The sequence below is a fragment of the Thermus arciformis genome (assembly GCF_900102145.1).
Classification (GTDB): Bacteria; Deinococcota; Deinococci; order Deinococcales; family Thermaceae; genus Thermus; species Thermus arciformis.
This window is the reverse complement of sequence record NZ_FNBC01000015.1, coordinates 16269-35362: the sequence shown is the minus strand read 5'-3', so window position 1 is coordinate 35362 and position 19094 is coordinate 16269. Positions and strand designations below refer to the sequence as shown.

The following is a 19094-nucleotide window of genomic DNA, read 5'->3' as shown; positions in this document are numbered from 1 at the left end:
AAGCCATGGAAAAGGTGGCCTTCCTCGGTCTTGGGGCCATGGGCTACCCCATGGCGGGGCACCTGGCGCGGCGCTTCCCCACCCTGGTCTGGAACCGCACCTTCGCCAAGGCCCTTAGGCACCAAGAGGAGTTCGGCTCCGAGGCCGTGCCCCTGGAGAGGGTGGCCGAGGCCCGGGTGGTCTTCACCTGCCTGCCCACCACCAAGGAGGTGGCCGAGGTGGCCGAGGCCCTCCTGCCCCACCTCAGGGAGGGCACCTACTGGGTGGACGCCACGAGCGGGGAGCCGGAGGCGAGCCGCAGGCTGGCGGAGAGGCTAGCGGAAAAGGGGGTCACCTACCTGGACGCCCCCGTCTCCGGGGGCACCTCGGGGGCCGAGGCGGGGACCCTCACGGTGATGCTGGGGGGGCCGGAGGAGGCGGTGGAGCGGGTCAGGCCCTACCTGGCCTACGCCAAGAAGGTGGTCCACGTGGGCCCCGTGGGGGCGGGGCACGCGGTGAAGGCCATCAACAACGCCCTCCTCGCCGTGAACCTCTGGGCGGCGGGGGAGGGGCTTTTGGCCCTGGTGAAGCAGGGGGTTTCCGCGGAGAAGGCCCTCGAGGTCATCAACGCCTCCTCGGGCCGCTCCAACGCCACGGAGAACCTCATTCCCCAAAGGGTCCTCACCCGGGCCTTCCCCAAGACCTTCGCCCTGGGGCTATTGGTGAAGGACCTGGGGATCGCCATGGGGGTTCTGGACGGGGAGAAGGCCCCAAGCCCCCTCCTCCGCCTCGCCCGGGAGGTCTACGAGATGGCCAAGCGGGAGTTGGGCCCGGATGCGGACCACGTGGAGGCCCTGAGGCTTTTGGAGCGCTGGGGCGGGGCGGAGATCCGCTGAGGCCCTTTTTCCCCGTTTCGTTTATCCCGCCGCCACCGGAAATCTCCATCCGGAGCTTCCGCCCTTTAGGTTAAATCGCTGGACGGGGAAAAGACCCCAAGTTCTCTCCTCCGGACCGCTGGGTCGGCCCTATACCCCGCCTTAGATTCGCCGGGAAACCAGATTGGGGGCCCCTTAGGGGCCCCTTTTCCCAGGGGGAAGGGAAAGGGTTGACCTTTGGGGGACGTCCCCCTAAAGTGTTCTGTATGAAGAACGATCTGTTCTACGAAGTGGGGCAAAACCTCCGCCGGTTGCGTCAGGCCAAGGGGCTGACCCTGTCTGGCTTGGCGGCCAAAGCTGGGGTGGCGAAATCGCTTCTTCACGCCTTGGAAGCGGGACGCGCCAACCCCACCTTGGCCACCCTTTGGGCCTTGGCCCAGGCCCTGGGGGTGCCCTTTGGTGAGTTGGTCCAAGCCCGCCCTATAGGCGATGAGGGCGTTACGGTTCAACTGATTGAACAAACCCGAGGGCGGTCGGGTGAGCCGCTGGAGGTGTACCGTATGGACCTCGCCCCCCGTTCTGTGCGTTGGGCGGAGGCGCACGAGCGGGGGCTTCGTGAGCGGGTCATCGGCCTAAGGGGGAAGGCCAGGGTGGGACCGCCTCCGGGCAGGGAGGTGGGGCCGGGGGAAGAGGTGGAGTTCGCTGGGGATGAACCCCATGTGTACGCAAGCGAGGAGGGGGCGAGCCTCCTGGTTTTCCTGCACTACCCACTGCCTCCCCGGCCGCAAGGGGAGGCTGGTAGCCCGGAGAAAGCCTCCTTGGCCCTGTGGGAGGTGAGCCTAGGGGTGGGGGGGCTGGCCTTGGAAGGCCGCTGGCTTGCGCCGGGGTTCCAGGAAGGGGTTTTTGTTCGTTGGGGCGCAAACCGCACCTACCTCTTTAGCCTCCCTTTGGCCCCCTTACCCCGCCTCGAGGCCCAGGGGCTTTTGGGCGAGGCCTTGGCCCTCCTCCATGCCCCTACAGAAGATCTGAGGTCCCATGGGCAAAGCCCCAGCCTCCTCCTACGGACCCTGGCTTGGGAGGGGTTGCTCCTTAAGGGGGAAGTGGCCGACCCGGCCCCCCTTCTCGTCCAAACCGCGCGGCCTCCTGTGGGCTCGTTGAAGGAAGAGGATTGGGAAAGTCGCATCTCCGTGGACCTCTACGCCCGGGTGGAACTCCTCCATCCCGGCTACGCCAGGCAGCCCCTTTTTCTGGCCTATGGGCTGCAGGCCGTGGGCCTGGAGAGGGGAAGGTTTTTGGACGTGGGCACGGGGCCCGGGCATCACCTTCTCCTGCTCTTGGAGCTGTTGCCCCATTTGGAGCCTGTGGCGGTGGGACCCAGTCCGGCCTCGAGGCAAGCCTTGGCCCAGTTGGTCCCAGGCGTGGAGGTGTTGCCTGAGGATTTCACCCTTTTGGATTCGGAGGAAACCTTTCCCCTGATCGTCTGCGTGGGGGCCAGCCACCACATGTCCACGTGGCGCTTCTTAGAGAAGGCTTACCGGCTCTTGCGCCCTGGGGGCCTTTTGGCGGTGGCGGACGAGTTTTTGAGTCCCTTCACCACCCGAGAGGAGCGGGCCCGGAACCTGGTGCTTCACCACACGGCCTACCTGCTCCCCTTTCCCTTGGAGGAAACGGAGGCCCTTTGGGCTTTACGCCTGCTAGCCCTGCAAGGAGAGTCCCGAGGCCTTAGGGCCTTGGCCGAGGAGGCTGAGCGAGACCTAGAAACGCGTTCCGATCCCTTCGCTGCCTTTGCGCGGCTGGAGCTCCAGGCCCTTCTGGCCGGGCTGGACTACGAGGTGGAGACCAAGACCTATCCCCGCCGTTTTTTGGAGCTGGCCTTTGCCGTGGGCTTTGAGCTGGAGCACCACCACCGTTTGTTTGCCACCCATGGCAGCGGTTCTTGGGACGGGGGCACCCACCTCTTCCTCCTGAGGAGGCCCAAATGAAGCGGGGACTACGGGCAGCTTGGCCCATCGCCTTGGGGTATTTCCCCGTGGCCGTGGCCTTCGGCGCCTTGGGGGCGCAGGCGGGGCTCAGCCCCCTTTGGGTCCAGCTCACCTCCCTCCTGGTCTTCGCCGGGACCAGCCAGTTCGCCCTGGTGGGGCTTTTGGCCCAGGGGGTCCCGCCCTTGTTGGCGGCCCTTTTGGGCCTTCTCCTCAACCTGCGCCACGCCTTCTACGGCCCCGCCCTGAGGCCCTACCTGAAGGGAGGTCCCGTGGAGGCCTTCTTCCTCACCGACGAGGTCTTCGCCGTGGCCTTGAGGGCCCTTCCCACCCTTCCCCCGGGGGAAAGGCGGGGCTACTTCCTGGGCTTGGGCCTCGGCGCCTACCTCTCCTGGAACCTGGGCACCGCCCTCGGGGCCTTGGGGGCCCAGGGGCTACTGGCCTTTCCGGGTTTGGGGGAGGCCCTTTCCTTCGCCCTTCCCGCCCTTTTCTTCCTCCTGGCCCTGCCCCACCTGAAGAACCCCGTGGCCTTGCTGGCGGGCGGGGTGGCCCTGGGCTTCCACCTCCTGGGCCAGACGGCCTGGGGCCTCTTCCTGGCGGGGGTCATCGGGCTTCTTGGAAAGGGATTGGGCGAAAGGAGGCGTCCATGACCTTGGCCCTTCTCCTTCTGGCCCTGGGCACCTTTCTCCTCCGGTTCCTGCCCTGGCGGGCGGAAAAAGGCCTAAAGGCGGGCCAGGCGGGGCCCGCCTTGGTGGTGGCCCTTTTCCTGGTTTCCGCCTTCGGCCCGCCCCCTTCCTCCGAGTGGCTCCGCGCCCTTTTAGCCCTTCTTGGCACCTACATGGGGGCGCGCCTTACGGGAAACCTCGGCCTCGCCGTCTTCCTGGGGGCGGGGCTTTACGGGCTTTTGGGCCTTCTCTAGCGGTTCAGGATGTGGATGGCCCGCTTGTGGAAGGCCTCCGCCGCCTCCATGAGGCTTTCCGAGAGGGTGGGGTGGGGGTGGACGGTGAGGGCGAGGTCGGTGAGGGTGGCCCCCATCTCCAGGGCCAAGGCGGCCTCGGCGATGAGCTCCCCCGCCTGGGGCCCCACGATGAAGACCCCGAGGAGGAGGTCCGTCTCCTCGTCCCCCACCACCTTGACCATCCCCTCGGCCCCGCCCAGGGTGAGGGCCCGCCCCGATGCGGCGAGGGGGAACTTCCCCACCTTCACCTTGTAGCCCGCCCGCCTCGCCTCCTCCTCGGTGAGGCCCACCCCGGCCCACTCGGGGGAGGTGTAGACCACGCTCGGGACCTGGTAGTCAAAGGCGCTGTCCTTGCCGGCGGCGTTCTCGGCGGCGATGAGCCCCTCCCGCATGGCCTTGTGGGCGAGGAGCGGAGGGCGGGCCGCGTCGCCGATGGCGTAGACCCCGGGGACGGAGGTCTCCATCCGGGCGTTTACCCGGATGAAGCCCCGCGCGTCCACCTCCACCCCGGCCCTTTCCAGGCCCAGGCCCTCCGTGCGGGGCTTCCGGCCCACGGCCACCAGGATCTTGTCCACCACCACCTCCTCGCCCCCGCCCCCCTTGGCGGCCTCGAGGCGCACGTGGAGCCCGTCCCCCTTCTTCTCGTAGCCCACGGCCTTGGTCCTGGTGCGGACCCTTATCCCCTCCTTTTCCAGGGCGCGCCTTAGGAGGGCGGCGGTCTCGGGGTCGCCTTGGGGGAGGATCTCCGGCATGTACTCAATGAGGGTCACCTCCGCCCCCAGGCGGCGGTAGATCTGGCCGAACTCCAGCCCCACCGCTCCCCCGCCGATGACGAGAAGCCTCTTGGGGATTCCTTCCTCCACCCTTAGGGCCCGGGTGGAGTCCCAAATGTCCTCCCCGAAGGGGAAGCCCTTAAGCTCCAGGGGCTCGCTCCCCGTGGCGAGGATCAGGCTTTTCGCCCCGTAACGCTCGCCCCCCACCTCCACCTCCTTGGGGCCCACCAAGCGGGCGGAGCCCCGGAGGAGCTCCACCCCGTTCCCCTTGAGGAGGGTGCCCACGCCCCCGGTGAGCTTGTTCACCACCTGGTCCCGCCAGCCGCCGAGCCTCTTTAGGTCGAGTTCCGGCTTGGCCTTCAGGCCAAACCCCTCGGCCACCTTCAGGTGGTGGAGGGTCTCGGCGGCGTGGAGGAGGGCCTTGGTGGGGATGCAGCCCACGTTGAGGCAGACACCTCCCACCTCGGCGGCCTCCACCGCCAGCACCTTGAGGCCAAGCTGGGCGGCCCGGATGGCGGCGTGGTAGCCGCCCGGGCCCGTGCCGATCACGATGAGGTCGTAGGTCTTCATGGGCGTCATCCTACATTTCCAGAAGGAGGAGGTCGGGGTTTTCCAAGAGCCTGATGACCTCCCGGGTGAACATGGCCGCCTCGGCCCCGTCCACCAGGCGGTGGTCAAAGGAGAGGGAGAGGAACATGATGTCCCGCGGCCTTATGGAGCCGTCCGGCATGACCCAGGGGCGCTTCCTTATGGAGTGCACGCCGAGGATGGCCGCGTCCGGCAGGTGGATGATGGGGAAGCTCAAGGTGGCTCCCACGGAACCGATGTTGGTGATGGTGAAGCTGGACCCCGTGACCTCCTCCGGGGAAAGGCGCCCCTCCCGCGCCTTCTGGGAGAGCTCGGCGATCTCCCGGGCGAGCTCCAAGACGCTCTTCCGGTCCGCGTCCCGCACCACGGGGACGATGAGGCCCCGCTCGGTGGCCACGGCGAGGCCGATGTGGTAGTAGCGCTTGTAGACGATCTCCTGCCGTTCCTCGTCCAGGCTGGTGTTCAGCATGGGGAACTTCTTCAGGGCCCGCACCACCGCCTTGACGATGAAGGGCAGGTAGGTGAGCTTGACCCCTTGGGCCTCGGCCTGGGGCTTGAGGCGCTCGCGAAGGGCCACGAGCTCCGTGAGGTCGGCCTCGTCCACGTTGAGGGTGCGCACCGTGTAGAGGTGGCTCTGCCAGAGCCCCTGGGCGATGGTGCGGCGGATCCCCCTTAGCGGCACCCGCTCCTCCAGGTGCTCGTACCCCTTGGGCGGGGCGTACTTGGGCGGGGGCGGGAAGCCGGAAGGGGGCGCCTGGGGCGCCTCTGGAGAAGGCGCCTGCGCCGGGGACGGGGCCTTCCTCCGCTCGGCGTAGGCCCGCACGTCCTCCACCCGGACCCTGCCCAGAGGCCCCGAGCCCGGCACCTCCTCAATGGGGATCCCGAGCTCCCGGGCGAGCTTCCTGGCGGCGGGGACGGCGAGGACCCGTCCCGGCCTCGCTCCCTCCTGGGGCTTTTCGGAGAGGAAGGGGTTTTTCACCGCCACCTGGGTGGGGTCCGGCTTGAAGAGGGAGAGGTCCTCCTTTTCCTCCTTCGCGGGCAGGCCCGGCTCCACGATGGAGCGCTCCTCCACCGCCTGCACCGGGGGGGCCTCCGCCGCCTCGCCGGGCTCGGCGATGAGGGCGATGGGGGCGTGGACCTTGACCACCTCCCCCTCCTTGGCCAGCTTCTTCAGGAGCACCCCCTCGTAAGGGGAGGGGAGCTCCACCGTGACCTTGTCGGTCATCACCTCCACGAAGGGCTGGTCCTTCTTCAGGTAGTCCCCTTCCTCCACCAGCCACTTCAGGATCTCGCCTTCCACCACGCTTTCGGCGAGTTCGGGCATGAGGATTTCCTTGGGCATAGTTCTCCTAGATCAGATCTAGAAAATCTTCAAGGGGAAGCTGGGCATCCTTAAGGATGTGGGCTAAAGTGGAGCGTTTGATGGGGATGTGTGCGGGTACGATGACGATGATCCGCTTTCCCTCCACCTCTTTTTCCATCCGGATGTGGCTTCCCCGTTGACGTACCACCTGAAAGCCCGCCTTTTCCAGCGCCCTGACCACCCGCTTGTAGGACAAGGAGGGGATCTTCAAACCTCTACCTCGGCCAGCTCGGCGTTCTCCGGGAGTTTTTCCTCTAACGGCTCCAGATAGAGGGCTATGGCCTCGCGGATGTTGGCCAAGGCCTCCTCGAGGGTGTCCCCCTCGCTAATACAACCGGGAAGGGCCGGTACGTAGACGGTGTACCCTCCTTCCTCGCTTTTTTCCAGGACCACTTTCAAACGCATGCTCCCTCCTTCAGTAGTCTAGCGCCCGCTTGGCGGCGTTCAGGATGCGGGTGACGGTGGGCAGGTAGAGCTTGTCCTGGGCGTAGGGGTAGGGGGTGTCAAACCCCGTGACCCGGATGGGAGGGGCGAGGAGCATGTCCAGGAGGTCCTCGGCGATGGTGGCCGCCACCTCGCTCACGAAGCTCGCGTGCCTGGGGGCGTCGGAGACCAGGATGACCCTCCCCGTCTTGGCCACGGAGTTCATCACCGCCTCGTAGTCCCAGGGCATGAGGGTGCGGAGGTCCAACACCTCGGCGGAAACCCCCGCCTTCTCCAGCTCTTCCGCCGCCTGCAAGACCTCGGGCATCACGGTGCCGTAGCCGATGAGGGTGAGGTCCTTCCCCTCCCGCCTTAGGGCGGCTTTGCCGATGGGGAGGGTGTAGTCCTCCTCGGGCACCTCCTCCTTCACCGAGCGGTAGAGCCTCTTGGGCTCCAGGAAGACCACGGGGTCCTCGTCGCGGATGGCGGCCTTGAGGAGGCCCTTGGCGTCGTAGGGGGTGGAGACGGCCACCACCTTGAGCCCGGCGGTGTGGACGAAGTGGGCCTCGGGGCTTTGGGAGTGGTGGTGCCCGCCCCTCACCCCGCCCCCGGAGGGCATCCGCACCACCAAGGGCGCGGTGAACTGGCCCCCCGAGCGGTAGCGGAGCTTGGCCACTTGGCTTACGAGCTGGTCAAAGCCCGGGAAGATGTAGTCGGCGAACTGGATCTCGGCCACGGGCCTCAGGCCGTGGGCGGCCATGCCCAAAGCGGCCCCCACGATGGCCGCCTCGGAGAGGGGGGTGTCCAGGACCCGGTCGGGGCCGTACTTCTGGAGAAGCCCCTCGGTCACGAGGAAGACCCCGCCCCTTTTCCCCACGTCCTCCCCCAGGACCACCACCCGGGGGTCCTTGGCCATCTCCTCGTCCAGGGCCCGGTTCAGGGCCTGCACCATGGTCATGAGGGCCATACCCACCCCCTAGAGTTCCTCCTTGAGAAGGGCTTCCTGGCGCAGGAGATGCCAGGGCTTTTCGGCGAAGACGTCTGCAAACATCCACTCGGGGGGCACAGGGCCCGCTTCTTCCGCCTCCTCGAGGCCCCGTTCCAGCTCGGCCCGGATCTCCTCCCGCACGTCCTCCTCCCACTCCTCGTTCCAGAGGCCCCTGGCCTCGAGGAAGCGCCGGAAGCGGGGGATGGGGTCCTTCTTCCGCCAGAAGGCCACCTCCTCCTTGGGCCGATAGCGGCTGTCGTCGTCGGCGGAGGAGTGGGGACCGTAGCGGTAGACCCTGAGCTCCACGAGGCTTGGGCCCTCCCCCCTTCTCGCCCGCTCCACCGCCTCCTTGACCACGTAGTAGCTGGCCAGCACGTCCATCCCGTCCACCAGGTAGCCGGGGATGCCGAAGGCGTGGGCCTTCTCGGCGAGGGTGGGGCTGTGGGTCTGGTGGCGGTAGTCCACGCTGATGGCGTAGAAGTTGTTCTCGGCGATGAAGACCGCCGGGGCCCCCTGCACGGCGGCGAAGTTGATCCCGGCGTACCAGTCCCCTTCGCTCGTGGCCCCGTCCCCGAAGGTGCAGACCGCCACCTGGCCCGTGCGGAGGAGCTTCATGCTGATGGCGGCCCCCGCGGCGGGGGGGACGTGGGAGGCGATGGGGCTCGCCACGGTGAAGTAGTGGAGGGCCTTGGAGCCGGGGTGCTCGGGCATCTGGCGGCCCTTGTTGGGGTCGGCCTGGGTGGCGAGCATCTGGCCGAAGAGCTCCTTGAGGGGGATCCCTAGGGCCAGGGCCAGGCCGTGGTCGCGGTAGTAGGGGAAGACCCAGTCAAAGCCCGGCCGGAGGGCGTGGGCGATGGCCACCTGGGCGGCCTCGTGCCCCGCGGCCGGGGCGATGAAGCTGGTCTTGCCCGTGCGGATGAGGATGGTGTAGCGCTCGTCCAGCATCCGGGCCGCCAGCATGTCCCGGTAGAGCCTCCGTAGCTTCTCCCCCTCGAGGTCCAAGGGGAAGCCCCCAAGCCACTCCCCTTCCTCCCCGATGAGCCTTATGGGCTCCTCGGTGAAGGGTTGGAACCGATGGGTCTCCTTGACCATGGCACCCTCCTTCTTGGCGCTTGTGGCGCCGGGAAGCCCGCCCTGGGTAAGGGCCTGGCCTCCTTGTCGGGGGTGGGTTTGGACCCCACTTTCCCTTCGCCCCGAGTATACCCCTTTAGGATGGAGGCGTGCGCCTTCGCGTGGTGGCCGTGGGCCGGCCCCGGCTGGCCTACGCCCGGCTTGGGGTGGAGGAGTACGCCGAGCGCATCCGGAGGTACGCCCCCTTGGACCTGGTCTTCGTTCGGAGAGGGGAGGAGCTCCTCCCCCGGGCGGAGGGCCACCGGAAGGTGGTCCTGGACGAGCGGGGAAGGCTCTTGACCACCGAGGAGTTCTACCGGAGGCTCCTTGCCTGGGAGGGGGAGCGGGTGGCCTTCCTCGTGGGCGGGGCCGAGGGGCACCCGGAGGCGGTGCGGCGGGAGGCGGACCTCCTCCTTGCCCTCTCCCCCCTGACCCTGCAGCACGAGCTCGCCCTCCTCGTCCTCATGGAGCAGCTCTACCGCGTCCTGACCTTGAGGGCGGGGCACCCCTACCACCGGCCATGACCTACGAGGCCTTCGTAAAGCTGGTGGAGAGGCTTTGGGAGGAGGTCCCCGAGGAGTTCAAGCGGGGGCTTCAGGGGGTGCACGTCCTACCTCAGGCCAAGCCGGAGCCGGGGCTTTGGGGCGTGTGGCGCCTGGGGGAGTACCTGGACCCGGGGCCGCCCTCGGCCTTCGGGGGGTTTGAGGGCTTGGGGCGGCACATCGCCCTCTACTATGGCTCCTTCCGGGAGGTGGCGGGGGAGGGGTTTGACTGGGAGGCCGAGGCGTGGGAAACCCTCCTCCACGAGCTTAAGCACCACCTGGAGTCCCTGGCGGGGCGGGACGACCTCGTCCGGGAGGACCTCAGGCGCCTGGACGCCTTTCGCCGGGGCGGGCCTCCTGGGGAAGGGTAGGGGCCTCCTCGGCGAGGGGCCTGCGCTCGGCGAAGCCCCCGGAGAGGGGGTGGTAGTGGGCCACCTCGGGCTCCCCTTCCTGCCAGCAGAGGAAGACCACCTCGCCCCCGAGGCGGGCGGGGAAGTCCACCAGGCCCCGGTCCAGGTCTTTGAGGAAGACGCCCAGGGAGGCCAGGTAGCGGGCATCGGCCTCGAGGGAGCCCAGGAGGAAGCGGGCCTCCTCCTCCAGGGCCCGCCGCTCAAGCCCCCGGGCCTCGGGGAGACGGGCCTGGAGCGCCTTGAGCTCCTCGCGGGCCTGGCGCATCTCCCGGAGGACCCTCCGGAGCTCGGGCAGGAGGGCGTCGGCCTCTTCCTTGGTGAAGATGCGGGCGAACATACCTGCCCCTATCCTAGCACATCTGCTTGGGAAAATCTAAGCCTACCTCACTCATACCCCTGGGGCTGGGGCCCCCGTGCTGGCGCAAGCCCGCATGGGGTGGGTTAAAGGAGGGGCAAAAGCTCCACCTCCCCCGCCCCCACCCGCACCCCGCCCACGAGGAGGCTCCCGTCGGGGAGGACGTCCTCGGCCAGGCCCTCCACCACCCCCCTTCCCGTGCGCACCCGCACCCTTCGCCCCAGGGTGTAGGAGGCCTGGCGGTAGCGGTCCAGAAGGGCTTCCGGGGTTTCCAGGAGGGGAAGGAGGGCCTCCAGCCTCAGGAGGAAGCCTTCCAGCACCTCCCGCCGGGAGAGGGGGGCGAACTCCTGGAGGAAGGCCGCCCCTTCCGGGGCCCAGGCCACGTTCACCCCCACGCCGAGGAGGGCGTAGGCCACCTCCTCCCCCTCGGCCTTGGCCTCCAGGAGCACCCCGGCGAGCTTGCGCCCGTCTTGGGCCAGGAGGTCGTTGGGCCACTTGAGCCCCCCCACCCCCACCGCTTCCACGAGGGCGAGGCCTGCGAGGAGGGGCAAAAGCCCGAGGGCGGGGAGGGGGAGGCTTGGCCTCAGGAGGAGGGAAAAGGTGAGGCTTCCCCCGGGGCGGCTTTCCCAGGGGCGGCCCCGCCTGCCCCGGCCCCTTTCCTGGACCTCGGCGAGGACCAGGGCCCCCTCGGGGGCGCCCTCCTCGGCCCAGGCCCTTAGGACGTCCTGGGTGCTCCCCACCCGGCCCAGGTAGCGGTAGGGCCTCCCCAGGCGGCCTTGGGGGCGGAAGAGGTGGGGGAGGGGGGTCCCGGGGAGGATGCGGTAGCCCCGGCGGGAGACCTCCACGGGGTAGCCTTCCGCCCGGAGCCGCCCGGCCTCCTTGGAGACGGCGGCCCGGCTCACCCCCAAGGCTCGGGCCAGGGCCTCGCCGCTTTGCCAGGACTCCGTGAGGAGGTCCAAAAGCCCGGGCATCCCTCAGGCCAGCTCCACCTGGGAGAGGTCCCCGAGGATGAGGCGGTGGGCCCGGGGGAGGCCGTTTCGGCTTCGCACCTCGGCCCCCACCCCGAGGATGCTCTCCTGGAGGCGCAGGGCCACGTCTTCCAGAAGGGCGTGGTCCTCGAGGATGGAGTACTCCACCTCCGCGCGCACCACCCGCGCCCCCGGCCCCAAGGAGGTGAAGGGCCCCACGTAGGCCTCCTCCACCACCGCCCCCTCCCCGATGAAGGCGGGGCCGATGACGGTGCTCCCCACCACCTTGGCCCCCTTCTCCACCACCACCCGGCCCGTGAGCTGGCTTTTCACCACCTCCCCCTCCACCTTGGGGGAGAGCTCCTCCAGGAGGAGGCGGTTCGCGTCCAGGAGGTCCTGGGGGCGGCCCGTGTCCTTCCACCAGCCCTCCACCTCCACCCCCACCACCTTCCTCCCCCGGTCAATGAGACCCTGGATGGCGTCGGTGATCTCGTACTCTCCCCGGGCCGAGGGCTTGAGGCCCTCTACCGTCTCCCAGATCTCGGGGCCGAAGACGTAGACCCCGGCCACCGCCAGGTCCGAGGGGGGCTCCTTGGGCTTTTCCAAAAGGCGCACGATGCGGTCTCCCTCCAGCACCGCCACCCCGAACTGCCGGGGGTCTTTCACCCGCACCAGGGCCAAGACCGCGCTCACCCCCTCGCGGAAGGCCTCGAGGAAGCGCCCAATCCCCCGTTGGAAGAGGTTGTCCCCCAGGTAGAGCACGAAGGGGCCGTCCCCCAGGAAGCCCCGGGCCACGGCCACCGCGTGGGCCAGGCCCTGGGGCTCCTCCTGCAGGAGGTAGCGCACCTTGTATCCGGAAAGGGCCTCGCGGATGTCCTTCTCCGTCTCCGGGGAGACCACCACCCCGATCTCCTCCATCCCTGCGGCCAGGAGGTTCTCCACGGCGTAGTGGATGATGGGCCGCCCCGCCACCCGGATCACCGGCTTGGGCCGGGTGTGGGTTAGGGGGCGGAGCCTCGTGCCTCTGCCCGCGGCCAGGATGAGCCCCTTCATGCCCGGGAGTATACCCCGTACAATGGAGGAGGAGATGTCCAGCGCCCTCACCCGGGCGGCCTACGCCTACGACCGCCTCCGGGCCTACCCGCCGGAGGTGGCGGGGCGCATCGCCACGGGGATCGCCAACGCCCTCCAGGCGAAGGGCGAGGAGCCCGTCCTCCTGGAGCTCGGCGTGGGCACGGGGCGGATCGCCCTGCCCCTCATCGCCCGCGGGTACCGGTACATCGCTCTGGACAGCAACCCGGCCATGCTGGAGGTCTTCCGGCAGAAGGTGGCGGGGGTCATGCGCAAGGTGCGCCTCCTCCTGGCGGACGCCCGGGAGATCCCCCTGCCTTCCGAGGAGGTGCACGGGGTGATCGTGGTCCACCTCTGGCACCTCCTCCCCGACTGGCCCCGGGCCCTGGCCGAGGCCCTGCGGGTGCTGAAGCCGGGGGGGGTCCTCCTGGAGGGGTGGGACCGGGTGGAGGCCGAGGCGGACTGCCGCCTACAGGAGCGCTGGCGGGCCCTGGTGGAGGCGGAAGGGGTGATGGTGGAGCGGGGCCTCCACGGGAGGCGGCTTCAGGAGGTGGAGGAGGCCCTGCGGCGCCTCGGCCTTAGGCCCAGGACCCGGGAGGTGGTGGCCTGGCGGGAGGAGCGCACTCCCCGGGAGGCCCTCGAGGCCCTGCAGGAGAGGCTCTACTCCTTCACCCAAGGGGTGCCCCCGGAGGTCCACGAGAGGGCCATGGCCCGGCTTTGGGATTGGGCCGAGGCGGAGTTCGGCGACCTGGACCGCCCCTTTGCGGTGGAGAAGCGGTTTTTCCTGCGGGTCACGCGCCTTTCCTGAGATGAAGACCCTTTACGTCCGCACCCCCAAGGAAGGCCTGGTGAACATCACGGAGGCGGTGGAAGGGCTTTTGGAAGGGCACACGGGCCTGGTCTACCTCTTCGTCCCCCACACCACCTGCGGCCTCACCCTGCAGGAGGGGGCCGACCCCCACGTGGCCCAGGACCTCCTGGCGCGGCTTGCCGAGCTCGCCCCCAGGTTCCACCCCAAGGACCGCCACGCCGAGGGCAACACCCACGCCCACCTGAAGACCCTCCTCACGGGGGTCTTTCTCCTCCTCTTCGCCGAGGGGGGAAGGCTTCGCCTCGGGCGGTGGCAGCAGGTCTTCCTGGCGGAGTACGATGGCCCCAGGACCCGGGAGGTCTGGGTCCAACCCCTTACACCCAGCGCACCTCCTGGACGCTTTTGACCCCCTTTAGGGCCTCCACCAGGGCCTCCCGCTCCCCGTCTTGCACCGTGAGGCGGAGGCGGATGCGGGCCAGGGGGCCCAGGATGCGGGTCTCCGAGCCCAGGGCGCTCTTCCCCGCCTCGGCCACCACCTGCATCACGTCCCGGAGAAGCCCGGCCCGGTCCTGGGCCAGGACCTCGAGGGTGGCCACCTTCCCCCCCACCCCTTCCCAGTAGGCCCCGATGACCCGGTCCGCCTCGGGGCCCTGGAGGATGCGGCGCAGGTTGGGGCAGTCCGCCCGGTGCACCGTGACCCCCCGGCCCCGGGTGACGAAGCCCAGGATGCTGTCCCCCTTCATGGGCTCGCAGCAGGAGGCCAGGCGGATGGGGGCCTCGAGGTCTTGCTCCAGGCGGATGCCCCACTGGTTCTTGGGGGTGGCCTTGGGCTTCTCCGGCTTGGAGAGGGCCTTGGGGTAGAGCTTTTCCGCCACCTGCCTGGGGGTTAAGCGGTTTAGGGCCAAGGCCAGGTAAAGCTCCTCGGGGGAGGGGGTGAGGCCAAGCCTCTTGGCCGCCTCCTCCAGCTGGCTGTCCGTGGGCTTGGGAAGCCCTTTGCGCTTCAGGTAGCGCTCCAGAAGCTCCTGGCCCCTTTCCAGGGTCTCTTGGCGCTCCCTGGCGCGGAAGTACTGGCGGATCTTGCTCTTGGCGCTCCGGGTCTTGGCGAACTCCAGCCAGCCCTTGGAGGGGTGGGCGTTTTTGGCGGTGAGGATCTCCACGATCTCCCCGTTTTGCAGCTCGTAGGAAAGGGGGACGATGCGCCCGTTCACCTTGGCCCCCACCATGTGGTGCCCCACCTCCGTGTGGATGTGGTAGGCGAAGTCCACCGGGGTGGCCCCCTTGGGGAGGTTGATGATCCGCCCCTTGGGGGTGAAGACGAAGACCCTCCCTCCCAGGAGGTCCCGGGTCACCGCCTCCACGAACTCCCGGGAGCTACTGAACTCCTGCTGCCACTCCTGGATGTTCTTGAGCCAGGAGACCCGCCTTTTGAGCTCCTCGGGGTCGGTGAGGCCTTCCTTGTAGAGCCAGTGGGCGGCGATGCCGTACTCCGCCACCCGGTGCATCTTCTGGGTGCGGATCTGCACCTCCAAGGGCAGGCCCTCCAGGGCGATGACCGTGGTGTGGAGGCTCTGGTAGCCATTGGGCTTGGGCACGGCGATGTAGTCCTTGACCCGGCCCGGGATGGGCTGCCAGAGGGCGTGGACCAGGCCCAGGACGTGGTAGCAGACCTGCTTCTCCCGCAGGTCCTCCGTGGGGCTTGGCTTGGGGTCCAGGATCACCCGCACCGCCAGGAGGTCGTAGATCTGCTCCAGGGCCTTGCCCTCCCGCTCCATCTTCTTCCAGATGGAGTAGAGGTGCTTGGGCCGGCCCGTGACCTCAAAGCCCTGGAGCTGGGCCTGGAGGAGCTCGTCCCGCCTCAAGGCCTCCTCCAGGAGGGCCATGGCCTTCTTCACCAGGCGCTCCCGGGCCTCCTGGGTCTCCTCTAGGCGAAGGAGGAGCCCCTGGTAGGCCTCGGGGTGGAGGTAGCGGAAGGAGAGGTCCTCCAGCTCCCACTTGAGCTGGCCCATCCCCAGGCGGTGGGCCAGGGGGGCGTAGATCTCCAGGGTCTCCTGGGCGATGCGCTTTTGCTTCTCGGGGGGCATGTGCTCCAGGGTGCGGAGGTTGTGCAGGCGGTCCGCCAGCTTGACGATGATGATGCGCACGTCCTCCGCCATGGCGATGAACATCTGGCGGAGGTCCTCCGCCCGGCGCTCCTCCCCCTCGAGGTTCGCCAGCTTGTAGAGCTTGCTGACCTTGGTCTCCCCCTCCACCAGGCGGCGCACCGTGGGGCCGAAGCGCCTCTCCAGCTCCTCGGGCGCCACCCCGCAGTCCTCCAGGGTGTCGTGGAGGAGGCCTGCGGCCAGGGTGTCGGCGTCCATGCGCAAGGAGGCCAGGATCTCCGCCACGGCCACGGGGTGGGTGATGTAGGGCTCCCCGCTTCTTCGCACCTGGCCCCTGTGGGCCTCCTCGGCGAAGCGGTAGGCCTCCTGGACCTTCTCCCACTCCTTGGGGGAGAGGTAGGCGAGGTGCGCCGCCAGGCGTTCCCAGAGGGCGTCGTGAACGACCACTACTTTTAGTGTAGCACCCGCTAGCTTCCCGAAAGCTCCAGGAGGAAGGCGGAAAGGGCCGGGCGCTCCAGGAGGGCCACCAGGGTCTTCCCCTTTAGGGGGGCGAGGACCAGGGCCTTCCCCCCGAAGGCCAAGGCCGCGGGGCCCCGCCTTTGGGCCAGGGCCTCGTCCAGGCGGTCCAGGGCCTCCTTGAGCTTCCAGAGGGGCTCCTTGGGCAGGGGGAGGTCCCCTTCCAGGTAGCCCAGGGCCTCCACCCCGGGCAGGCGCAGGCGGTCCAGGTCCTGGGGAGGGGGAGGGGTTCCCAGGGCCTCCAAAAGGGCCTCTAGGTCCGCGCCTTTGAGCTCCCGGAGCACGGCCTTGGCCGCCTCCGCCTCCTTCTCCAGCTCCCCCAGGAGGGCTTCCGCCTGGGCCAGGGTGCTTTCCACCTGGAGGAGCCCCTGGGGCCCGAGGCGGGGGAGCTTTTCCCGGGCGCTTTCCAGCACCGGGAGGAGGGGCTTTAGGCGGCGGCCCGTCTCGCTCTGGAAGCCCTGGAGGCGGGCGTGGGCCTGGAAGAAGGCGGTGAGGCGGGTGAAAAGCTCCTCCCGTTTGGTCTCCAGCCGGCGCTTCAGGGCCTGGAGGGCCCGGGCGATGGGGGCGGGGTCGGGCAGGGGCTTGGCCTTCTCCTCCTCAATGGCCCGCAACACCCCCTCCCCCCCGAAGCCCCGGAAGCGCTCCGCCAGGGCCTGGAGGCGGCCCAGCTCTTCCAGGGCCATCCCCCGGGCCCGGGCCCTGGCCTCCCCCAGGGCCTTCCGCAGGGCCTCGAGGTCCTCAAGCCTCCCTTCCTCCAGGGCCTTTTTCGCCTCCTCCCAAGCCCCTTCCAGCCCCAGGGCCTGGGCCTCCTCCCGCAGGGCCTCCAGGGCCTCCGAGGCCTCGGCCAGCTTGGCCTTCAGGGCGGCCTCCTCCCCCTGGGCCTTGAGGAGTTGGGCGTAGCGGGCCTTGATCTCGGGGAGCCTTTCGGGAAGGGCCTCCTGGGGAAGGGCCTCAAGCTCCCGAAGGAGGGGGAGGAAGGCCTCGCCCTTTTGGGCGAGCTCCCCCTTCAGGGCCTGCCTTTCCTCCTCCAGGCGCTTCGCCTCTTCCTCCAGGCGCTTGGCCTCCTCCTCCAGCCGCCTAAGCTCCCCTTCCAGGGGCAGGAGGTCGGGGAGGCCCCCCTCCTTTAGGGTTTCCTCCGCCAGGCGCAAGGCGCTCTCCAGAGGGGCCTTGGCCTCCTCGGGCAGGGGCAGGGCCCTAAGGGCCTCGGAGAGCTGGATGAGCCGGGCGCGCTTTTCCGCCCGCAGGTTGGCCTCGGCCTCCTGGAAGGCTTTTTCCAGGAGGGCGAGCTTCTCCCCCGCGGGGGTTCCCGCCTGGAGGAGGGCCTCCACCTCCGCCAGGAGGGGGCTCACCGTGGCCCGCTCCAGGAGGGGGGCGTAGCGGGCGCGGAGGGCTTCCAGCCTCCGCCTTTCCTCCTCCACCTCCAGGGCCTGGAGTCGCCTCGCCGCCTCCTCGGGGAGGGCTTCCAGGTCAATGACCAGCTCCCCTTCCAGGTCCCCCGCCTCCTCCACGGTGAGGTAGGCCTCCGTGGGGTGCCTGGGGGCCTCCTCCACGGTTTCAAAGACGATCTCCGGCAGGGTGGGGGGCTGGGCCACGCTGGACTCCAGGAGCTTGCGCAGCTCCAGGGCGAGCTTCCTCGCCCGCTCCACCTCCGCCTGGGCCAAGAGGCCCTCCGCCTGGGCCTGGCGCACCATCTCCACGAGGCTTTCCAGCCTGCGCACCTTGGGCCCCCCCAGGTGCCGGACCCTTTCCAGGCTCTCCTCCAGGTGGGCCAGGTCCTTGGCCTGGCGCAAAAGGGCCTCCTCCAGCTTTTCCTCCAGGGCCTCCCGCAGTTCCTGGGCCTCGCGGAAGAGCTTGGGGTCGGGCCTTTGGCGGAGGTGGTTCACCAGGGTCCGGAGACGGGCCACCTCGGGCCAGTCCAGGTAGAGGCCGAAGCGCTTTAAGGCCTCCTCCAGGGCCTCGAGGCCGGGGGCTTCCTCCTTGAGGCGGGCCAGGACCCCTTCCACCACCTGCCGGGCCTCCCCCGGGCTCAGCCGGGCCTGGAGCTCGCGGAAGACGAGGCCCTTGAGGAGGACCTCCCCGTCCTTGGGGGTGAGCTCATGGGGGCGCTTTCCCAGCCGCTTCAGCCCCTCGTCCAGCACCGCGTGGGCCCGGGGCCCCAGGTGGGGGCGGAGGGCCTCCAGGATCTCCCCGTAGACGTCCCGCATCCCCCTTAGCCTACCCCCTTTCCAGCCGGAGGGCCTCCCCCAGGTAGAGCTTGAGGTGGGGGAAGGGGATCTCTATGCCCTCCCGGTCCAGCCGGTTTTTGATGCGGCGGCGGAACTCCCGGGCCACGGCCCACTGCTCCGCGGGCTTGGTGGCGAAGAGGACCCGGATGACCACGGCGGAGTCCGCCAGGTTCTGGACCCCCAGGACCTCGGGGGGGGCCGTGAACCGCGCCTGCCACTCGGGGTCTTGAGAGAAGCGCGCCGCCTCGTCCCGGAAGACCTCCAAGACCCGGTCCAGGTCCTCCTTGTAGGCCACCCCCACGTCCACCACCGCCCGGCTCCACTCCTGGGTGAGCACGGTCACCTGGCGCACCTCGGAGTTGGGGATGAAGTGGGCCCGGCCCTCGAGGTCCCTAAGCACCGTGAGCCGCAGGGTGAAGCGCTCCACCTGCCCCCCCACCCCGCCGATCTGGACGATGTCCCCCACCCCGTACTGGTCCTCCAGGAGGATGAAGAAGCCGTTGATGTAGTCCCGAAGGAGGTTTTGCGCGGCGAAGCTCACCGCAAGCCCCGCCACCCCCGCCCCCGCCAGGAGGGCGGTGACGTTTAAGCCCAGGTTGGAGAGGAGCAAAAGCCCCCCCAGGAGGAGGACCACCCCCTTCAGGACCGACTCGGACACCACCTTCAGGGTGCGCCGCCTCACCGCCTCCCGGGTGTGGACCCCCTCGGGGGCGGGGAGCCCCCGGAGGAGGAGGGGGACGAGGCGGTAGCCCAAGAAGGTGAGGGCCAAAAGGGCCAAGGCGGCAAGCCCCCGCTCCCCAAGCCAGGCGGCGAGCCCCGCCCCCCAGGAGCGGAAGGGCTCCTGGGGAAGGCCCAGGGCGTGGGCGAGGTAGCTCCCCGCGAGGAGGAGGACCACCCCCCACCAGAGGAGGCCCAGGAGGCGGAAGAAGCGGTCGTCCCCTTCGCTAGGGGTGAGGCGCCCCAAGGCGGCCAGAAGCCTCGCCCCGTACCGGCCCAGAAGCCAGGCCACCAGGAGGGTGAGGACGAGTTGCGGCCAAGCCTCCATGGGGGCACTATACCCA

20 protein-coding genes and 1 pseudogene are annotated in these 19094 nt (G+C 69.2%); 9 read left to right on the top strand and 12 right to left on the bottom strand.

Annotation, left to right across the window (positions count from 1 at the left end):
- Positions 1-5 precede the first annotated feature (5 nt).
- The 5 genes and pseudogenes from BLP62_RS06750 (at position 6) to BLP62_RS06735 (ending at position 3752) form a co-directional block, all read left to right on the top strand.
- Positions 6-875 carry an NAD(P)-dependent oxidoreductase gene (locus BLP62_RS06750; RefSeq protein WP_093007119.1) on the top strand — a complete coding sequence of 290 codons (870 nt, stop codon included), beginning with the start codon at positions 6-8 and terminating at the stop codon, positions 873-875.
- A gap of 245 nt (positions 876-1120) precedes the next feature.
- Positions 1121-1315, top strand: a pseudogene (locus BLP62_RS14050) (helix-turn-helix domain-containing protein); the annotation flags it as partial.
- 99 nt (positions 1316-1414) lie between these two features.
- Entirely contained in the window at positions 1415-2836 is a 1422-nt protein-coding gene (locus tag BLP62_RS06745) for an SAM-dependent methyltransferase (RefSeq protein ID WP_241374172.1), read from the top strand.
- Positions 2833-3483 (top strand): AzlC family ABC transporter permease, encoded by a 651-nt coding sequence (locus BLP62_RS06740; RefSeq protein ID WP_093007115.1) that lies wholly within the window; start codon positions 2833-2835, stop codon positions 3481-3483. Before BLP62_RS06745 ends, BLP62_RS06740 begins: the two co-directional genes overlap by 4 nt.
- Positions 3480-3752 carry an AzlD domain-containing protein gene (locus BLP62_RS06735; RefSeq protein WP_093007113.1) on the top strand — a complete coding sequence of 91 codons (273 nt, stop codon included), beginning with the start codon at positions 3480-3482 and terminating at the stop codon, positions 3750-3752. Before BLP62_RS06740 ends, BLP62_RS06735 begins: the two co-directional genes overlap by 4 nt.
- Here the strand turns inward: BLP62_RS06735 and lpdA are convergent.
- The 6 genes from lpdA to BLP62_RS06705 are packed head-to-tail and all read right to left on the bottom strand — an operon-like array spanning position 3749 to position 9018.
- Positions 3749-5134, bottom strand: a complete 1386-nt coding sequence (gene lpdA, locus BLP62_RS06730; protein ID WP_176758161.1) for a dihydrolipoyl dehydrogenase — start codon at positions 5132-5134, stop codon at positions 3749-3751. The genes BLP62_RS06735 and lpdA overlap by 4 nt on opposite strands.
- Before the next feature lie 10 nt (positions 5135-5144).
- Entirely contained in the window at positions 5145-6494 is a 1350-nt protein-coding gene (locus tag BLP62_RS06725) for a dihydrolipoamide acetyltransferase family protein (protein ID WP_093007109.1), read from the bottom strand.
- A 7-nt stretch (positions 6495-6501) separates the two neighbouring features.
- A complete protein-coding gene (locus BLP62_RS06720) occupies positions 6502-6726 on the bottom strand; it encodes a type II toxin-antitoxin system HicA family toxin (protein WP_093007107.1) in 225 nt (74 codons plus the stop codon).
- On the bottom strand, positions 6723-6920 hold the full coding sequence (locus tag BLP62_RS06715; RefSeq protein ID WP_018111076.1) for a type II toxin-antitoxin system HicB family antitoxin: 198 nt from the start codon (positions 6918-6920) through the stop codon (positions 6723-6725). The genes BLP62_RS06720 and BLP62_RS06715 overlap by 4 nt, the downstream gene beginning before the upstream one ends.
- A gap of 10 nt (positions 6921-6930) precedes the next feature.
- Entirely contained in the window at positions 6931-7905 is a 975-nt protein-coding gene (locus tag BLP62_RS06710; protein ID WP_093007105.1) for an alpha-ketoacid dehydrogenase subunit beta, read from the bottom strand.
- A gap of 9 nt (positions 7906-7914) precedes the next feature.
- Positions 7915-9018 carry a thiamine pyrophosphate-dependent dehydrogenase E1 component subunit alpha gene (locus BLP62_RS06705; RefSeq protein ID WP_093007103.1) on the bottom strand — a complete coding sequence of 368 codons (1104 nt, stop codon included), beginning with the start codon at positions 9016-9018 and terminating at the stop codon, positions 7915-7917.
- A gap of 128 nt (positions 9019-9146) precedes the next feature.
- On the opposite strand from BLP62_RS06705, the gene BLP62_RS06700 reads away from it, so the two are divergent.
- Positions 9147-9560: a 23S rRNA (pseudouridine(1915)-N(3))-methyltransferase RlmH gene (locus BLP62_RS06700; protein ID WP_093007101.1), complete on the top strand. Its 414-nt coding sequence runs from the start codon at positions 9147-9149 to the stop codon at positions 9558-9560.
- Complete coding sequence (locus tag BLP62_RS06695; RefSeq protein ID WP_093007099.1) at positions 9557-9949, top strand: metallopeptidase family protein; 393 nt, start codon at positions 9557-9559, stop codon at positions 9947-9949. Before BLP62_RS06700 ends, BLP62_RS06695 begins: the two co-directional genes overlap by 4 nt.
- Here the strand turns inward: BLP62_RS06695 and BLP62_RS06690 are convergent.
- From BLP62_RS06690 to BLP62_RS06680, 3 genes are all read right to left on the bottom strand, one after another.
- A complete protein-coding gene (locus BLP62_RS06690) occupies positions 9900-10325 on the bottom strand; it encodes a DUF2203 domain-containing protein (protein ID WP_093007097.1) in 426 nt (141 codons plus the stop codon). The genes BLP62_RS06695 and BLP62_RS06690 overlap by 50 nt on opposite strands.
- A 104-nt stretch (positions 10326-10429) precedes the next feature.
- Positions 10430-11314: a biotin--[acetyl-CoA-carboxylase] ligase gene (locus tag BLP62_RS06685; protein ID WP_093007095.1), complete on the bottom strand. Its 885-nt coding sequence runs from the start codon at positions 11312-11314 to the stop codon at positions 10430-10432.
- Positions 11315-11317: 3 nt separating this feature from the next.
- Positions 11318-12364 (bottom strand): glucose-1-phosphate thymidylyltransferase, encoded by a 1047-nt coding sequence (locus tag BLP62_RS06680; protein WP_093007093.1) that lies wholly within the window; start codon positions 12362-12364, stop codon positions 11318-11320.
- A gap of 34 nt (positions 12365-12398) precedes the next feature.
- Between BLP62_RS06680 and BLP62_RS06675 the strand changes: the two genes are divergently transcribed.
- Entirely contained in the window at positions 12399-13190 is a 792-nt protein-coding gene (locus BLP62_RS06675; protein WP_093007155.1) for a class I SAM-dependent methyltransferase, read from the top strand.
- A gap of 1 nt (position 13191) precedes the next feature.
- Complete coding sequence (locus tag BLP62_RS06670; protein WP_093007091.1) at positions 13192-13599, top strand: secondary thiamine-phosphate synthase enzyme YjbQ; 408 nt, start codon at positions 13192-13194, stop codon at positions 13597-13599.
- Here the strand turns inward: BLP62_RS06670 and BLP62_RS06665 are convergent.
- Genes BLP62_RS06665 through BLP62_RS06655 form a run of 3 tightly spaced genes read right to left on the bottom strand, consistent with a single transcriptional unit; the run spans position 13568 to position 19078 of the window.
- Positions 13568-15739: a RelA/SpoT family protein gene (locus BLP62_RS06665; RefSeq protein ID WP_093007089.1), complete on the bottom strand. Its 2172-nt coding sequence runs from the start codon at positions 15737-15739 to the stop codon at positions 13568-13570. The genes BLP62_RS06670 and BLP62_RS06665 overlap by 32 nt on opposite strands.
- Positions 15740-15759: 20 nt before the next feature.
- The gene (locus tag BLP62_RS06660) at positions 15760-18012 is read right to left on the bottom strand and encodes a coiled-coil domain-containing protein (protein WP_093007087.1); all 2253 of its coding nucleotides are present in this window, start codon (positions 18010-18012) and stop codon (positions 15760-15762) included.
- Between the two features lie 10 nt (positions 18013-18022).
- Positions 18023-19078, bottom strand: coding sequence for a mechanosensitive ion channel family protein (locus BLP62_RS06655; protein ID WP_093007085.1), 1056 nt, complete (start codon positions 19076-19078; stop codon positions 18023-18025).
- Positions 19079-19094 lie beyond the last annotated feature (16 nt).

What these genes read in the sequence shown, in the direction of transcription:
- BLP62_RS06750 (WP_093007119.1), top strand. Translation starts at nt 6, where the DNA reads ATGGAAAAGGTGGCCTTCCTCGGTCTTGGGGCCATGGGCTACCCCATG.
- BLP62_RS06745 (WP_241374172.1), top strand. Translation starts at nt 1,415, where the DNA reads ATGGACCTCGCCCCCCGTTCTGTGCGTTGGGCGGAGGCGCACGAGCGG.
- BLP62_RS06740 (WP_093007115.1), top strand. Translation starts at nt 2,833, where the DNA reads ATGAAGCGGGGACTACGGGCAGCTTGGCCCATCGCCTTGGGGTATTTC.
- BLP62_RS06735 (WP_093007113.1), top strand. Translation starts at nt 3,480, where the DNA reads ATGACCTTGGCCCTTCTCCTTCTGGCCCTGGGCACCTTTCTCCTCCGG.
- lpdA (WP_176758161.1), bottom strand. Translation starts at nt 5,134, where the DNA reads ATGAAGACCTACGACCTCATCGTGATCGGCACGGGCCCGGGCGGCTAC.
- BLP62_RS06725 (WP_093007109.1), bottom strand. Translation starts at nt 6,494, where the DNA reads ATGCCCAAGGAAATCCTCATGCCCGAACTCGCCGAAAGCGTGGTGGAA.
- BLP62_RS06715 (WP_018111076.1), bottom strand. Translation starts at nt 6,920, where the DNA reads ATGCGTTTGAAAGTGGTCCTGGAAAAAAGCGAGGAAGGAGGGTACACC.
- BLP62_RS06710 (WP_093007105.1), bottom strand. Translation starts at nt 7,905, where the DNA reads ATGGCCCTCATGACCATGGTGCAGGCCCTGAACCGGGCCCTGGACGAG.
- BLP62_RS06705 (WP_093007103.1), bottom strand. Translation starts at nt 9,018, where the DNA reads ATGGTCAAGGAGACCCATCGGTTCCAACCCTTCACCGAGGAGCCCATA.
- BLP62_RS06695 (WP_093007099.1), top strand. Translation starts at nt 9,557, where the DNA reads ATGACCTACGAGGCCTTCGTAAAGCTGGTGGAGAGGCTTTGGGAGGAG.
- BLP62_RS06690 (WP_093007097.1), bottom strand. Translation starts at nt 10,325, where the DNA reads ATGTTCGCCCGCATCTTCACCAAGGAAGAGGCCGACGCCCTCCTGCCC.
- BLP62_RS06685 (WP_093007095.1), bottom strand. Translation starts at nt 11,314, where the DNA reads ATGCCCGGGCTTTTGGACCTCCTCACGGAGTCCTGGCAAAGCGGCGAG.
- BLP62_RS06680 (WP_093007093.1), bottom strand. Translation starts at nt 12,364, where the DNA reads ATGAAGGGGCTCATCCTGGCCGCGGGCAGAGGCACGAGGCTCCGCCCC.
- BLP62_RS06675 (WP_093007155.1), top strand. Translation starts at nt 12,399, where the DNA reads ATGTCCAGCGCCCTCACCCGGGCGGCCTACGCCTACGACCGCCTCCGG.
- BLP62_RS06670 (WP_093007091.1), top strand. Translation starts at nt 13,192, where the DNA reads ATGAAGACCCTTTACGTCCGCACCCCCAAGGAAGGCCTGGTGAACATC.
- BLP62_RS06660 (WP_093007087.1), bottom strand. Translation starts at nt 18,012, where the DNA reads ATGCGGGACGTCTACGGGGAGATCCTGGAGGCCCTCCGCCCCCACCTG.
- BLP62_RS06655 (WP_093007085.1), bottom strand. Translation starts at nt 19,078, where the DNA reads ATGGAGGCTTGGCCGCAACTCGTCCTCACCCTCCTGGTGGCCTGGCTT.